This is a genomic window from Acidimicrobiia bacterium (assembly GCA_041394025.1).
Lineage (GTDB): Bacteria > Actinomycetota > Acidimicrobiia > IMCC26256 > JAOSJL01 > JAOSJL01.
Genome location: JAWKJA010000003.1, coordinates 610,086 through 624,659, shown reverse-complemented (window position 1 = coordinate 624,659; position 14,574 = coordinate 610,086). Strand labels below are relative to the sequence as shown.

General features: G+C 67.9%; 14 protein-coding genes. 13 read left to right on the top strand and 1 reads right to left on the bottom strand.

The genetic code is table 11. The features are described from left to right. Position 1 precedes the first annotated feature (1 nt). The 4 genes from nuoK (R3A49_10400) to R3A49_10385 are packed head-to-tail and all read left to right on the top strand — an operon-like array spanning position 2 to position 5,514. Positions 2 to 301 (top strand): NADH-quinone oxidoreductase subunit NuoK, encoded by a 300-nt coding sequence (gene nuoK / locus R3A49_10400; GenBank protein ID MEZ5171139.1) that lies wholly within the window; start codon positions 2 to 4, stop codon positions 299 to 301. 25 nt (positions 302 to 326) lie between these two features. Beyond that, the gene (nuoL, locus tag R3A49_10395) at positions 327 to 2,423 is read left to right on the top strand and encodes an NADH-quinone oxidoreductase subunit L (protein MEZ5171138.1); all 2,097 of its coding nucleotides are present in this window, start codon (positions 327 to 329) and stop codon (positions 2,421 to 2,423) included. Then, complete coding sequence (locus tag R3A49_10390; GenBank protein MEZ5171137.1) at positions 2,423 to 3,985, top strand: NADH-quinone oxidoreductase subunit M; 1,563 nt, start codon at positions 2,423 to 2,425, stop codon at positions 3,983 to 3,985. Before nuoL (R3A49_10395) ends, R3A49_10390 begins: the two co-directional genes overlap by 1 nt. Then, positions 3,982 to 5,514 (top strand): NADH-quinone oxidoreductase subunit N, encoded by a 1,533-nt coding sequence (locus R3A49_10385; protein MEZ5171136.1) that lies wholly within the window; start codon positions 3,982 to 3,984, stop codon positions 5,512 to 5,514. The genes R3A49_10390 and R3A49_10385 overlap by 4 nt, the downstream gene beginning before the upstream one ends. Positions 5,515 to 5,554: 40 nt before the next feature. On the opposite strand, the gene R3A49_10380 is transcribed toward R3A49_10385, so the two are convergent. After that, positions 5,555 to 7,072, bottom strand: coding sequence for an AMP-binding protein (locus R3A49_10380; GenBank protein ID MEZ5171135.1), 1,518 nt, complete (start codon positions 7,070 to 7,072; stop codon positions 5,555 to 5,557). Positions 7,073 to 7,292: 220 nt separating this feature from the next. Here R3A49_10380 and R3A49_10375 point away from each other — a divergent pair, with 220 nt between their 5' ends. The 9 genes from R3A49_10375 (at position 7,293) to nuoL (R3A49_10335) (ending at position 14,574) form a co-directional block, all read left to right on the top strand. Beyond that, positions 7,293 to 7,595, top strand: coding sequence for an NADH-quinone oxidoreductase subunit A (locus tag R3A49_10375; protein ID MEZ5171134.1), 303 nt, complete (start codon positions 7,293 to 7,295; stop codon positions 7,593 to 7,595). After that, positions 7,586 to 8,104 (top strand): NADH-quinone oxidoreductase subunit B family protein, encoded by a 519-nt coding sequence (locus R3A49_10370; GenBank protein MEZ5171133.1) that lies wholly within the window; start codon positions 7,586 to 7,588, stop codon positions 8,102 to 8,104. The genes R3A49_10375 and R3A49_10370 overlap by 10 nt, the downstream gene beginning before the upstream one ends. After that, the gene (locus R3A49_10365) at positions 8,094 to 8,930 is read left to right on the top strand and encodes an NADH-quinone oxidoreductase subunit C (GenBank protein MEZ5171132.1); all 837 of its coding nucleotides are present in this window, start codon (positions 8,094 to 8,096) and stop codon (positions 8,928 to 8,930) included. Before R3A49_10370 ends, R3A49_10365 begins: the two co-directional genes overlap by 11 nt. A gap of 59 nt (positions 8,931 to 8,989) precedes the next feature. After that, a complete protein-coding gene (locus R3A49_10360) occupies positions 8,990 to 10,123 on the top strand; it encodes an NADH-quinone oxidoreductase subunit D 1 (GenBank protein ID MEZ5171131.1) in 1,134 nt (377 codons plus the stop codon). Continuing rightward, positions 10,123 to 11,151, top strand: a complete 1,029-nt coding sequence (locus R3A49_10355) for a complex I subunit 1 family protein (GenBank protein ID MEZ5171130.1) — start codon at positions 10,123 to 10,125, stop codon at positions 11,149 to 11,151. Before R3A49_10360 ends, R3A49_10355 begins: the two co-directional genes overlap by 1 nt. Positions 11,152 to 11,251: 100 nt before the next feature. Next, positions 11,252 to 11,725 (top strand): NADH-quinone oxidoreductase subunit I, encoded by a 474-nt coding sequence (locus R3A49_10350; protein ID MEZ5171129.1) that lies wholly within the window; start codon positions 11,252 to 11,254, stop codon positions 11,723 to 11,725. A 2-nt stretch (positions 11,726 to 11,727) separates the two neighbouring features. After that, entirely contained in the window at positions 11,728 to 12,216 is a 489-nt protein-coding gene (locus R3A49_10345) for an NADH-quinone oxidoreductase subunit J (protein MEZ5171128.1), read from the top strand. A gap of 2 nt (positions 12,217 to 12,218) precedes the next feature. Next, a complete protein-coding gene (nuoK, locus tag R3A49_10340; GenBank protein MEZ5171127.1) occupies positions 12,219 to 12,518 on the top strand; it encodes an NADH-quinone oxidoreductase subunit NuoK in 300 nt (99 codons plus the stop codon). Positions 12,519 to 12,522: 4 nt separating this feature from the next. Further along, positions 12,523 to 14,574 (top strand): NADH-quinone oxidoreductase subunit L, encoded by a 2,052-nt coding sequence (nuoL, locus tag R3A49_10335; GenBank protein ID MEZ5171126.1) that lies wholly within the window; start codon positions 12,523 to 12,525, stop codon positions 14,572 to 14,574.

Genomic DNA, 14,574 nt, shown 5'->3' with positions numbered 1-14,574 from the left:
GATCACCGCCGACTACTACCTCGTCCTCGCCGCCATGCTGTTCACCATCGGCGGAATCGGCTTCCTCGTCCGGCGCAGTGTCCTCGTCATGTTCATGTGCGTGGAGCTCATGCTCAACGCTGCGACGCTGTCGCTCGTCACCTACGCCCAGAAGCTCGACAACATCAGCGGGCAGACCATCGTGTTCTTCGTCCTCGTCGTGGCCGCCGCGGAGGTGGCGGTGGGCCTGGCCATCATCGTCGCCATCTTCCGGAGGAAGAAGCGCGACACCGCCGACGATCTCGACCTCCTGAAGGGCTGAGGCGCATGCACACGGAGACCCGGCGATGACAGCCCGCGACATCCTCGAGCTGATCTGGATCGTCCCGCTGCTGCCCCTGGTGGGCTGGGTCGTGCTGTCGTTCTTCGGTCGGCGTTTCTTCGGCGAGCCCCGAGCCGGATGGCTCGCCGCGGCCATGGTCGGCCTGTCGTTCGTGTGGTCGGTCGTGTCGTTCTTCGCTCTCCAGAGCCTGCCCGCAGAGGAGCGCCTCGAGATCTCCACGATCTACGAGTGGGTTCCCGCCGGTGCGTTCCACGTCGATCTCGGGTTCCTCGTCGACCCGCTGTCGATGGCCTACATCCTGTTCGTGACGGGTGTGGCGACGCTGATCCACGTCTACGCCATCGGCTACATGCACGGCGACGAGCGTTTCGCCCGGTTCTTCGCCTGGTTCAACCTCTTCGTGGCGTCGATGCTCGTGCTCGTCCTCGCCGACAACCTCCTGCTCACCTTCCTCGGATGGGAGGGCGTCGGCGTCGCGTCCTACCTGCTCATCGGCTTCTGGTACGAGAAGGAGGAGAACGCCGTCGCGGGCCAGAAGGCCTTCATCACGAACCGCACCGGCGACGTGGGTTTTCTCATCGCGATGCTCCTCATCGTGGCCAGCGTCGGCACCCTCGAGTACGTCCCGGGCCTCGAGGCGGCGTCGGGCCTGTCCCAGGGGACCGCAACCGCCATCGGGCTCCTTCTGCTCGTCGGCGCCGTCGGCAAGAGCGCACAGCTCCCCCTCTCGATCTGGCTCCCCGACTCGATGGCCGGCCCGACCCCCGTGTCCGCGCTCATCCACGCCGCCACGATGGTCACCGCCGGCGTCTACCTCATCGCACGCACCTACCCGTTCTTCGAGGCCAGTGGTGGGGCGGCGCTCACGACCGTGGCGTGGGTCGGCGCACTCACGTGCTTCCTCGCCGGCGCCGCCGGAACCATGCAACTCGAGCTGAAGAAGGTGCTCGCCTACTCGACGATCAGCCAGATCGGCTACATGTTCCTCGGGCTCGGTGTCGGTGCACCGGCGGCGGCCGTCTTCTTCGTGATCATGCACGCCTTCTTCAAGGCGACGCTGTTCCTCGGCGCCGGGTCGCTGATGCACTCCAACAACGACAACCAGGACATGCGCGTCATGGGGGGTTTCCGCCGCTACATGCCGCTGACGGCCCTCGGTTTCATGGCGGCCTGGCTGTCGATCTCGGGCGTCTTCCCCTTCGCCGGGTTCTGGTCGAAGGACGGCGTCCTCGAGAGCGCCTTCTTCGCGGGCGGCTGGTCGAACAAGGCCGTGTGGGTCCTCGGGACCGCCTCCATCTTCTTCACGGCCTTCTACCTGACCCGTCAGGTGTGGATGGTCTACTTCGGCAACGAGCGCTTCCGGAAGGGGGTCCCCGTCGTCTCGGGAGGTTCCGACGACGACCCTGCCCCGCCCGTGGACGACGCCACCGACGGCGCTGAAGCACCCGTCGGCGTCGACGAGCCCCCGGCAGCGGGCGACCTGGCCGCCGAGGTCGCCATCGACCTGAAGATGCCCGTCGACCCCGAGCCGCAACTCGAGGAGCCACCCCCGGAGCGGAACTGGCTGATGACGGTGCCGCTGCTCGCCCTGGCGGTCCTCGCCACGGTGGGTGGCGTCATCAACCTCCCGTTCACGTCGTTCGAGAACCTCGACAAGTGGCTGGATCCGGTGTTCGAGGGCACGGAGCCGATCCACGCACCGTCATTCCTCGCCGGGTTCTCGCTCAGCATGCTCTCCCTGGCGATCGCGGTGGGCACCATCTTCTTCACCCGCCACATCTACCGTCGGGGGCTCCCCGGTCGCACCGACATCCTCCCCGCCAAGGTGGGCCGCCTGAGCGTCGTGGTCGCCAACGCCTTCTACCTCGACAGGCTCGTGTCGTGGTGCGTGCGCCGCCCCGGCCGCTGGTTCGCCGACTTCCTCGCCGGGCCCGTCGACGAGCGGGGGATCGACGGCACCGTCAACGGCGTCGGCCGCCTGTTCCTGTGGGGTAGTCGCAACGTCCGACGGGTCCAGACCGGCAACGTACGCAACTACGCGCTCGGCGTCCTCGTCGGTTCGGCGCTCATCCTCCTCTACGTGGTCTGGCGGGTCCTCTGATGCCCGACTGGCCCGTCCTCACCGCCATCGCGTTCACGCCGGCTCTCGGCGCACTCCTCGTGCTGTTCACCCCGGCGCGGCGACCCGAGCTGGCACGAGGGATCGCCTACGCCACGACCACCTGCACGGCGGGCCTCGTCGGCTACATGCTCTGGCACTTCCAGACCGGCAACGGCCACTTCCAGTTCGTGGAGAGCTACCAGTGGATCCCCGAGCTCGGGATCAGCTACACGCTCGGGATCGACGGCATCAGCCTCTTCATGGTCGTCGTGACCGCGCTGCTGTTCCCGATCGGGCTTCTCGCCGCCCAGTCGCTCCAGTACCGGGTCAAGGCGTACATGTTCCACTTCCTGCTGCTCGAGACGGCGATCATGGGGATCTTCCTCAGCCTCGACCTCGTCCTGTTCTTCGTGTTCTGGGAGCTCCTGCTGGTCCCGATGTACTTCCTCATCGGGGAGTGGGGCCACGAGCGACGCAAGTACGCGGCCGTGAAGTTCTTCATCTACACGATGGCCGGATCGGCGCTGTTCCTGATCTCGATCCTGGCCCTGGCGTTCCTCCACCAGAGTGACACCGGCGTGCTCACGTTCGACTTCCGGACCCTGATGGAGTGGAACGGCCTCGCGCGCTCCACCGAGATCTGGCTGTTCCTCGGGTTCTTCATCTCGTTCGCCATCAAGGCACCGTTGGTCCCGTTCCACACGTGGATGCCCGACGTCCACACCGAAGCACCCACGTTCGGCTCGGTGATCCTGGCCGGTGTCCTGCTGAAGATGGGCGCCTACGGGTTCCTGCGCTTCTCGTTCACGTTGTTCCCCCAGGCGTCGGTCGACCTGGCCCCGCTCCTGCTGGCCCTGTCGGTGATCGGAATCCTCTACGGCGCGCTCGTGGCATCGGTACAGAAGGACCTCAAGCGGCTCATCGCGTACTCGTCGGTCGCCCACATGGGGTTCATCATCCTGGGGATCTTCTCGCTCACGACCATCGGTCTCGACGGTGCGCTGTTCAACATGCTCAGCCACCCCCTCACGACCGGGTCGCTGTTCCTGCTCGTCGGGATGCTCTACGAGCGCCGCCACACGCGACAGATCTCGGAGCTGAAGGGGATCTGGAACGTGGCGCCTGTTTTCACGGCGCTGTTCCTCGTTGCCACGCTCGCCGGTATCGGGGTCCCGGGCTTCTCGGGCTTCATCGGTGAGTTCCTGGCGCTGCTGGGAACGTTCTTCGCGAACCGTCCGTGGGCGATCGCGGCGGCGGTCGGTGTGATCTTCGCCGCGGTCTACATGCTTTGGGCGTTCCGTCGCGTGTTCACCGAGGAGCCCGACGAGGCCAACCGGGCCTTCCCCGACGTCGGGGTACGGGAGATCGTGGTCGTGGCGCCGCTGCTTCTGCTCAGCCTCTTCCTGGGCGTGTACCCGAAGCCGGTCCTCGAGCGCGTCGAGCCCACTGCCGAGGTCGTGATCCGGCACCTGGAGGAGCGCACCGACTACAGCGAGCCAGACGTCAACGTCGACATCTCGCGGGATGAGATGCGTGACGCCGATGAGGAGGAGCACGAGTGAGCGACTTCTCCACGCCCGGGATCGAGTGGCTGGCTGTGATCCCCACGCTCGCGGTGGCGGGCGCGGGTGTGGTCATCGTCATGGGTCGGGCGCTCGCCAAACGCGCCCCGGGCGTGCACGCCGCATCGGTGTTCACCGCCTTCGTGGGGGTGGTCGGTGCCCTCGTCTTCACCGTGTACCAGTGGCTCCAGGTTCAGGACGACGGCGGCTACGTCACGTTCGGGCGCATGGTCGCCCTCGACGGCTTCGCCGTGTACCTCTCGATCGTCGTCCTCATCGCCACGTTGCTCGCCCTTCTCGTGTCGGCGGGCTACGTCACGCGCGTCGGCCTCGAGGGACCGGAGTACCTGGCGCTGCTGCTGTTCTCGTCGGCGGGCCTTCTGGTCATGGCCACGGCCAACGACCTCATCGTCGTGTTCATCGCCCTCGAGGTGCTGTCCATCCCGCTGTACGTGCTGGCGGCCATCGACCCGCGACGTGCGGAGTCGCAGGAGGCGGGGATCAAGTACTTTCTGATCGGCGCCTTCTCGTCGGCGATCTTCCTCTACGGCGTGGCGCTCACCTTCGGGGCGGTCGGCTCCACGAACCTCACGACCATCTCGGAGTTCCTCGCGGGGCGGTCGCTCCTCGACCACGGCGTGCTCCTGGCCGCCATCGGGCTCCTCATCGTGGGTGTCGCCTTCAAGTCGGCGTCGGTGCCGTTCCACATGTGGGCACCCGATGTCTACGACGGCGCACCGTCGCCCGTCACGGGGTTCATGGCCGCCGCCGTCAAGGCCGGGGCTTTTGCGGCGTTCCTACGGGTGATCGTCGGGGCCTTCAGCCTCCAGCGCAACGACTGGCGCGGGATCGTGTGGGTGCTGGCGGTCCTGTCGATGCTCGTCGGCTCGATCGCCGCGCTCACGCAGACCGACATCAAGAGGATGCTGGCGTACTCGTCGATCAGCCACGTCGGCTACGTCCTCATCGGCGTCTACACGGCCACGACCGACAGCGTGGCCGCCGCGCTGCTCTACCTGCTGGCCTACACCTTCATGGTCAGCGGCGCCTTCGCCGTGATCACGCTCGTGTCGGGGCCCGAGGACCGCTCGTACTCCCTCGACGACTACAAGGGCCTCGGGCGCCGCGAGCCGTTCCTGGCCGGTGTGCTGACGCTCATGCTGCTGGCCATGGCGGGGGTACCGCTCACCGCGGGGTTCGTCGCCAAGCTCGACATCTTCGCCGCCGCGGTCGACGCCGAGGACTACTCGCTGGCGATCGTCGGCGTCATCGCCGCGGTCATCGCTGCCTTCATCTACCTGCGGGTCGTCGTCTCGATGTACATGGACGGCGAGGAGCCCCACGACGAGGCTCCCGACGCGGCGCCGGCGGGCTCGGTGAAGCTGGGGACGCGCATCCGGGTCGACGTCGGCACCGGCATCGCCCTGGCGATCTGTGTCGTGGCGGTGCTGGCCATCGGGATCCTCCCCAACGAGTTCTGGGAGTTCTCCAAGGACGCCACCCTCTACTTCCCCCTCCCGGCCCCGTAGCCTCCCTCGTGCACCAACCCGGCCGGCTACTCGGGATGGGTCAGCCTGCGAAGCGGGGCCGGTCGCCCCAGAGCTGCTCCTCGAGGCGGCCGCGCAGGAGCTTTCCGGTGGGGTCCCGGGGGATCGACGCCACGACACGCACGTCCCGCGGGCGCTTCTCCGCCGCCAGTCGCGCCTCGGCGGCTGCGGACACGTCGGCGAGCACCGTGCGCTCGTCGGCGCCGGGCTCCACGGCCACGAACGCCACGGGCTGCTCGCCCCTGAGCTCGTCGGGACCGGCGACGACCGCCAGGTCGGCGAGGCCGGGGACGTCCGACAGCGCCGCCTCGATCTCGGCCGGGTAGACGTTGACGCCGGCGGTGACGATCACCTCCGAGCTGCGCCCGGAGAGGAACAGGAAGCCGTCGTCGTCGAGGCGACCCAGGTCGCCGGCCGTGAACGCCGCGCCGACATGGGCCCGTTCGGTCTTGGCGTCGTCGTTGGCGTAGCGGAACGCCCGACCGCTCTCGTACTCGAAAAACACCCGGCCTTCAACGCCCGCCGGGACGTCGTTCCCGTCGTCGTCCAGGATGCGGATCCGCTGTCCCGGCACGGGAAGGCCCACGGTCCCGGGACGTTCCAGCCACTGTTCCGGCGTGGCGAGCGTCATCCCGCCCTCCGAGCAGCCGTAGTACTCCGTGAGCACCGGTCCCCACCACGACAGGACCCGCCGCTTCAACTCCTCGGGGCACGGCTCCCCGCCGTGGGCGACCGTACGCAGTCCGGAGGGGTCGAACGCGGCACGCATCTCCTCAGGGAGCCCGAGAACGGCGCGGAACTGCGACGGCACCCAACTCGACGAGGCCACGCCGTCGCCCATCGCCTCGAGGGCGTGCGCAGGTTCCCACCGGTCGAGGATCCGGAGAGGCGCGCCGAGGGCGAGCGCGGAGAGGCCGAACGACAGGGGTGCCCCGTGGAACAGGCGGGAGACCACCAGGTGCGGGGCGTCGTCGGGAAAGCCCAGCATCCGCGCCCATCCGGCCGACCGGGGGAACGACTCGCAGAAGGGGACGCCGAGGTCCCGCGAGCGGGCAACACCCTTCGGGCGCCCCGTCGTTCCCGACGTGAACGACATCCGCCACCCGCCGAGTTCGGCGCCGAGCGGAGAGGGGCTCTGCGACCCGACCCAGGCGTCGAAGTCGGCGTCGAGGTCGAGGATCGGCACGCCCGAGGCCGCGGCCGCCCGGCGTCCACCGTCGGTGTCGGTCACCACCAGAACCGAACCGGCGTCGTCGAGCACCAGGCCCAGCTCCGCGCCCGTCCAGCTGGTCTTGAGAGGCGTGAGCACCGCCCCGCAGCGCAGGGCCGCCAGGAGAAGCTCCACGAACTCGGCCCGGTTGGTGGCCACGAGGGCCACGTGGTCGCCGGGGCGCACCCCGAGCGACCCGAGACCGTGCCCGATGGCATTGGTGCGGTCCTCCAGCTCGCCCCAGGTGAGACGCCGCCGGTGGTCCCGGAGCGCCTCGCTCCCCGGATCACGGTGACACAGGGTGGCGAGGGTCGGTGCGGGTGACGGCATCGGGGGAGATGGTGGCCGACGGGTGCGGCGTGCGTCGAGTGAGCCGCCTTGGCGCGCCGGAGGGGGTCCGCCGGACACCCTGCCGCGCAATAGGCGAGCCGGGAAAGGGCGCTCCTATACTGCGGCGCGGCCGCCACTTCCTGGGCGGGAAGGGACCTCAGTGACCCGCTACTACCAGTCCTACATCACCGTCGCGGTGTTCATCGGCGCTGCGTTCGTCATGGTGGGCGCCATGCTCGGGGTCGGTCGGCTGATCCGCCCCACGCGTCCCCAGGAGGAGAAGTACCTCACCTACGAGTCGGGCGTCGATCCGGTCGGCGGGTGGGGCCAGGCGCACATCCGCTACTACATCTTCGCCCTGCTCTTCGTGATCTTCGACGTCGAGGCCGTGTTCATCTTCCCCTGGGCCATCAACCTCGAGTCGCTGGGGACCTTCGGGCTCGTGGAGATGCTCGTGTTCATCGGCATCCTGGCGGTCGGGCTTCTCTACGCCTGGCGGAAGCGGGTGCTGCGGTGGGCCTGATCGACTCCGGCAAGAGCCCGAAGCCGCTGTCGTGGCTTCTCAACTACTCCCGCAAGTACTCCCTGTGGATGTTCCAGTGGGGCCTGGCGTGCTGCGGGATCGAGATGGGTGCTGCGCTCGCCAGCCCGCGCTACGACATGATGCGCCTCGGCGTGATCCCGTTCCCGGCGAGTCCCCGCCAGGCCGACCTCGTCTGCATCTCGGGCACTGTCACCGACAAGATCGCCCCGTCGATCAAGCGCCTCTACGAGCAGATGCCCGACCCCAAGTACGTGATCTCGATGGGCTCGTGCGCCAACTGTGGCGGGCCCTACTGGGACTCCTACTCGGTCACCAAGGGTGTCGACCAGATCATTCCGGTCGATGTCTACATCCCGGGGTGCCCGCCCCGGCCCGAGGCCCTGCTCGAGGGCATCGTGATGCTCCAGGAGCGCATCCAGAACGAAGACATGTCGCAGCGCTGGCGCGGAGAGCACTGGCGCGGGGAGCCGATCGTCGTTGGCGCCTGACGAGCAGACGGACGACACCGCGGCCGACACCGAGGCCACCGACGCCGCCGCCGCCGACGTGGCCGGAGACGACACTCCCGCCACCGCGGAGGACGCCGCCACCGGAGACACCCCCGAGAACGCTCCCGAGGACAGCGGGCCGGCCCCGACGCCCGAGTACGAAGAGCTGGCCGCCCGCATCGACGAGCTGCTCGGCGACGACGTGATCGAGGCCGCCCACAACCACGGCGACTACGTGGTACGCGTGAGGAACGAGGCGTGGCGCCGCGCCGCGGAGGTGGCCCGGGCGGATCTCGACTGCCAGTTCCTGTCGTTCGTGTCGGGTGTCGACTGGGCGCCCACGCCACGCGAGGGTGGCGACGCGCCGTCGGCGCCGGTCCAGCCGCAGGAGACGGCTCCCGGTGTTGCCGGGGGCACCGGGCGCTTCCAGGCCTTCGCCCACGTCCAGAGCACGGCGAGGCACTGGGGCGTCACCTTCAAGACCGACCTCGACGAGAACGACCCCCGTGTGGCGTCGTGGGTCGACGTCTACCCCGGAGCCGACTGGCACGAGCGCGAGTGCCGCGAGATGTACGGCTTCACCTTCGACGGCCACCCGGCGCTGAAGGCGCTCTACCTCCCCGCCGAATTCGAGGGGCACCCGCTGCGCAAGGACTTCCCGCTGCTGGCGCGCACGATCAAGCCGTGGCCGGGCCTCGTCGACGTGGAGGACGTTCCCGCCGGCCCCGAGGACGAGGCCTCCGGCGAGACCGCCGACGCCTCGTCCGACAGCTCCGACAGCTCCGACAGCTCGGAGAGCTCCGACAGCGACGGGGGTGACACGTGAGCCCCGACACCCCCACGCCGACGCCCGCGATGCCCGACATCGAGGTCGAGCCCGCCGCGATGCGCCATCTCGCCGACGCCGCCGTCGGCGTCGAGCTCGACACCGGCGACATGGTGCTCAACATCGGACCGCAGCACCCCGCCACGCACGGCACGCTGAGGATCACCGTCCGGCTCGACGGGGAGCGTGTGGTGGAGGCCGACCCGGTGATCGGCTACATGCACCGTGGCTACGAGAAGCTCACGGAGTTCCGCTCCTACCCGCAGGTCACGACGCTCATCAACCGCATCGACTGGCTCTCGAGCTTCGCCAACGAGGTCCCGTTCGTGAGTGCCGCCGAGCAGCTCATGGAGCTCGAGGCTCCTCCCCGGGCCGTCTACATCCGCACCGTCCTCACCGAGCTGAGCCGCATCGCCACGTTCATCCTCTTCCTCGGCGAGATGGGCCTCCAGCTCGGCGCGCTCACGCCGGCGTTCTACGGCTTTCGCGACCGCGAGCACGTCCTCAACGTGATCGAGGGCGCCACCGGCGGTCGGTTCCACCCCAACTTCAACCGCATCGGCGGCCTCAAGGACGATCTGCCGTGGGGGTGGATCAGCGAGACCCGCAGCGTGATGGACCGCATCCTCACCGCCTGTGACGAGTTCGAGGACCTGCTCGCCGACAACGAGATCTTCGAGTCGCGCTGCCGTGGTGTCGGCATCATTCCCGCCGAGGTCGGGCAGGCCTACGGCGTGTCGGGCTCCAACCTGCGCGCCAGCGGCGTCGACTGGGACCTGCGCCGTGACGGCCGCCCCTACCTGGCGTACCCCGAGATCGACTTCACGGTCTGGACGCACCCCGACGGCGACTCGTTCTCGCGCTACTGGGTACGGCTCCAGGAGACACGCGAGTCGGCGCTCATGGTCCTCCAGCTCCTCGACAAGCTCCCCGAGGGCCCGGTGATGACCAAGGTGCCGCGCATCATCAAGGTGCCCGAGGGTGAGATCTGGGTGGAGACCGAGAACCCCCTCGGGCAGATGGGCTACTACGTGTTCTCGAAGGGCGGTCTCGGCCCCTTCCGCACGAAGATCCGCTCGGCGTCGTTCTCCAACGTGTCGATCATGCCGTGGCTGCTGAAGGGCGTGTACGTGCCCGACGTCGTCACGATCCTGGCGTCGCTCTACTTCATCCTCGGGGACATCGACAGATAATGGCCTCTCTTGCTCTCGACGTCGGCTGGGGCTGGACCCTCGGGTTGAAGGTCCTGATCATCACGGCCCTCGTGCCGCTGGGTGCCCTGATCCTCGGCTACACGTTCCTGCTGAAGATGATGAGCCACATGCAGAGCCGCCTCGGGCCGATGGACCCCGGCGGGTACCACGGCTGGTACCAACTCATCGGCGACGGCATCAAGTTCATGCAGAAGGAAGACGTCATACCCGTCGCGGCCGACCGCAAGGTCTTCGCGTTGGCACCGGCGGTCGTTGTCGTCTCCACCTTCCTCGTCTTCATCGTCGTCCCCGCCGGCCCCGACCTCGTCGTGCGCGACCTCGACGTCGGCGTGTTCTTCGCCCTGGCCGTCTCCAGCCTCTCGGTCATCGGGGTCCTCATGGCCGGCTGGGCGAGCGCCAACAAGTACGCCCTGCTCGGTGCCCTCCGCGCTGCCGGCCAGCTCATCGCCTACGAGCTCCCGCTGCTGCTCGCCGTGGTGGGGGTCGTGATCCTCGCCGGCACGATGAACCTCCAGGGGATCGTGGCCGCCCAACAGGACGGCTCGATCTTCGGCTTCGGGGGGCTCGGCAACCCGTTCGTCCTCACGCAGTTCGTGGGGTTCGCGTTGTTCCTCGTGGCCGCTCAGGCCGAGCTCAACCAGACTCCCTTCGACATGCCCGTCGCCGAGAGCGAGCTGATGGGCGGGTTCATGGTCGAGTACACGGGCTTCCGCTTCCTCTTCTTCTTCATCGGTGAGTTCGGGACCGCCTTCGCCTTCGCGGCCCTCGCCGCCACACTGTTCCTCGGAGGGTGGGCACTCCCCGGTGTCGACGGCGGCCTGGCGAACGTGCTCGGACCGCTCGCGCTGTTCGTGAAGACGATGGCCGTGGCGTTCCTGATGTTCTGGGTCCGCTTCACGTACCCGCGCCTCCGTGAGGACCAGCTCCAGGCACTCGCCTGGAAGTTCCTCATCCCCCTCGCCCTCCTCAACATCGCCGTGACGGGATTCTTCAAGGTGGCCTTCTGATGGCGAGCGAGCGGAGTCGAGTGAGCATGCATCCGGGAGCGGCCGTGAGCCGGGTATCCCGGCGAGCAGCGACCGGGGCCGTGGGCAAGGTGGCCTTCTGATGGCGAAGCTCAAGGGTGCGGGTCTCGTTGCCGGTCTGGGAGTGACGCTGCGCACCATGTTCAAGGGTGCGGTCACCACGCAGTACCCCCACGAGAAGGAGGATCCGCCCACGCGTGCGCGGGGCGTGATCGCCCTCAAGGAGGAGAACTGCACGGTCTGCATGCTGTGCGCGCGCGAATGCCCCGACTGGTGCATCTACATCGAGGGCCACAAGGAGCAGCGACCACCCCGGCGCGAGGGTGGGCGCCCCCGGTCGGTCAACGTCCTCGACCGTTTCAGCATCGACTTCGCGCTCTGCATGTACTGCGGCATCTGCGTCGAGGTGTGCCCGTTCGACGCGCTGTTCTGGAGCCCCGAGTACGAGTACTCGGAGCCCAACATCGCATCGCTGCTGCACGACAAGAACAAGCTCGGCGAGTGGATGAAGACCGTGCCGGAGCCCGAGCCCCTCGAAGCCGGAGCGGAGAAGTAGCCGTGGTCGCGCAAACCGTCGCCTTCGGGATCATCGCGGCCGCGATGGCGGGAGCCGCCATCGGCGTCGTGCGCTCGCAGAACGTCGTGCGTGCCGCGCTCTACCTCATCGTCGTCCTCGCAGGCGCGGCCGCCCAGTTCATCCTCCTCGCCGCGGAGTTCGTCGGATGGGTGCAGGTGCTCATCTACATCGGGGCGGTGGCGGTGCTGTTCCTGTTCGGGATCATGCTCACCCGCGCCCCCATGGAGGGCGAGCCCCAGGACAACGACCAGCGTTGGCCGGCGGCCATCGTGGCCGTGTTCATCTTCGGCGTCCTCATCGCCCTGCTCGTCGATGCCTTCGGTGCCCAGGAGATCACGCTCGTCGAGCCCACCACGACCGCCGAGGTGGGCGACTCGATCTTCCGGAGCTTCATCGTGCCGTTCGAGGTCGTGTCGATGCTCCTGCTCGGTGCCCTCGTCGGGGCCATCGCACTGGCGCGGAGGGACTGACGATGGAGCTCAACCTCTTCCTGATGCTCGCGGCGTTCCTGTTCTGCACGGGTGTCTACGGTGTCCTCGCGCGGCGCAACGGTGTGCTCGTTCTCATGTCGGTCGAGCTCATGCTCGTGGCCGTCAACCTCAACCTCGTGGCGTTCTCTGCGTTCACCGACGCCATCGCCGGCCAGATCTTCGCTCTCTTCGTCATCACCATCGCCGCCGCAGAGGTCGGTGTCGGGCTCGCGCTCGTTCTGCTCGTCTACCGGAACCTCCGCAGCCCCGACCTCGACAAGATCGACTCCCTGAAGGGCTAGTGGGATGCTGAGCTACGCCTGGATCATCGCCGCCATTCCGGCCGTGTCGTTCGTTCTGATCCTCCTCTTCGGCAAGAAGATGCCTAAGGGCGGCTCCGAGATCGGCATCGCCGCGCTCGCCACGTCGTTCGTGCTGTCGGTCGTCGCGGCAGTCCAGTGGATCGACAGGGTCGAGGGCGCCGAAGGCGGCGGTGGGCACGCTCTCGGCAGCTTCGGTCAGGCGTTCCGCTTCGCCGACGAGGCCGGCCACACGGTCGTCGACCCGGTGATCTCCACGGTCTCGTGGTTCACCCTCGGCGGGATCGACGTCACCGCGGGCACGATGATCGACGGCCTCGCCGTGATGATGCTCATCGTCGTCACGACCGTGTCGCTGCTCGTGCACATCTACTCCACGAGCTACATGGAGGGCGACCGCCGCTACACGTACTTCTTCGCGGCGCTCAGCCTCTTCACGGCCTCCATGCTCACGCTGGTCATCTCGAGCAACACCCTCCAGATGCTCATCGGCTGGGAGCTCGTCGGGCTCTGCTCGTTCATGCTCATCGGCCACTGGTGGGAGGAGGGCGCCAACTCCGACGCCGCACTCAAGGCGTTCCTCACCACCCGCACGGGCGACGTGGGCCTCATCATCGGGATCATCATCCTGTTCTTCGGCGCCGGCGGCACCTTCGACGTCCAGACCATCAACGAGATGGCCCTCAACCACGAGATGAGCCAGACGGTGCTCACGGCCGCCTCGGTCGCCCTCCTCATCGGGATCATCGGCAAGTCGGGTCAGTTCCCCCTCCACACGTGGCTGCCCGACGCCATGGCCGGTCCCACGCCGGTGTCGGCTCTCATCCACGCAGCCACGATGGTGGTGGCCGGCGTGTTCCTCGGGGCGCGCCTCTACCCCGTGTTCTGGGAGGGCTTCCACATCGCCGACGGCGGCCTCAACCCGATGGCGCTCATCGGCGGCATCACGGTGATCATCGGAGCCGCGCTCGCCTTCGTCCAGACCGACATCAAGAAGGTGCTGGCGTACTCCACCATCAGCCAGATCGGCTACATGGTCATGGCGCTCGGGGTCGGAGCCTGGCTCGCCGCCGTGTTCCACCTGTTCACCCACGCCTTCTTCAAGGCCGACCTCTTCCTCGGCTCCGGGTCGGTGAGCCACGCCGTTCACACCTTCGACATGCGCCGGATGGGCGGCCTGCGCAAGTACATGCCCGAGACCTTCTGGACGTTCATCATCTCGTCGTTCGCCCTCGCCGGGTTCTTCCCGCTCGCAGGATTCTGGTCGAAGGACGAGATCATCAACACCGCCGGGAAGGCCGACTACGACCTGTTCCTCGTCGTCGGGCTCATCGGCGCCTTCATGACCGCCGCCTACATGACCCGCTGCGTGTACCTCACGTTCTTCGGGGAGTACCGGGGCAGCGAGCACCCCCACGAGTCGGGACGTGCCATCACGATCCCGCTGTGGATCCTGGCGGGCGGCGCGGTGTTCGCCGGCTTGCTCAACGCCACGGCCTTCGACATCCACAAGTTCACCGACTGGGTCGAGCCCACCTCGGCGTTCCCGGAGGTGATCGTGCCCGAGTTCTCGGTCGGTCTCGCGGCCTTCTCGATGCTCGTGGCGCTCGCAGGTGTGGGGGTCGGGGTCGCCTACTACTGGTACGGCCTCGGGCCGCGAGGGCTCACCGAGCGCAGTGGTGCCGCGCGGGCGGGCTACACGTTCCTCGAGAACAAGTACTACCTCGACCACCTCTACACCGACGGGGTGGTGGGCGCCACCAAGGGGCCCATCGCCCGTGCCGCCTACTGGTTCAACCAGAACGTCATCGACGGCGTCGTCAACGCCATGGGCACCGGGGCACGGGGTGTCGGCCGCTTCACCTACGACATCATCGACCAGAAGGTCGTCGACGGCACGGTGAACGAGATCGCCCGCACGACCGACGAGACGGGCGGCCTGCTCCGCTACATCCAGTCGGGCCGTGTGCAGCGGTACGCACTGATCCTGTTCGCAGCGGTGGGCGTGCTGAGCCTCGCCCTCGTACTCGCCAACTGA

Coding starts and splice junctions, on each gene's coding strand:
- R3A49_10375 (MEZ5171134.1), top strand. CDS start 7,293: ATGGTGGGCGCCATGCTCGGGGTCGGTCGGCTGATCCGCCCCACGCGT.
- R3A49_10390 (MEZ5171137.1), top strand. CDS start 2,423: ATGCCCGACTGGCCCGTCCTCACCGCCATCGCGTTCACGCCGGCTCTC.
- nuoK (MEZ5171127.1), top strand. CDS start 12,219: ATGGAGCTCAACCTCTTCCTGATGCTCGCGGCGTTCCTGTTCTGCACG.
- nuoL (MEZ5171126.1), top strand. CDS start 12,523: ATGCTGAGCTACGCCTGGATCATCGCCGCCATTCCGGCCGTGTCGTTC.
- nuoL (MEZ5171138.1), top strand. CDS start 327: ATGACAGCCCGCGACATCCTCGAGCTGATCTGGATCGTCCCGCTGCTG.
- R3A49_10355 (MEZ5171130.1), top strand. CDS start 10,123: ATGGCCTCTCTTGCTCTCGACGTCGGCTGGGGCTGGACCCTCGGGTTG.
- R3A49_10380 (MEZ5171135.1), bottom strand. CDS start 7,072: ATGCCGTCACCCGCACCGACCCTCGCCACCCTGTGTCACCGTGATCCG.
- R3A49_10360 (MEZ5171131.1), top strand. CDS start 8,990: ATGCGCCATCTCGCCGACGCCGCCGTCGGCGTCGAGCTCGACACCGGC.
- R3A49_10350 (MEZ5171129.1), top strand. CDS start 11,252: ATGGCGAAGCTCAAGGGTGCGGGTCTCGTTGCCGGTCTGGGAGTGACG.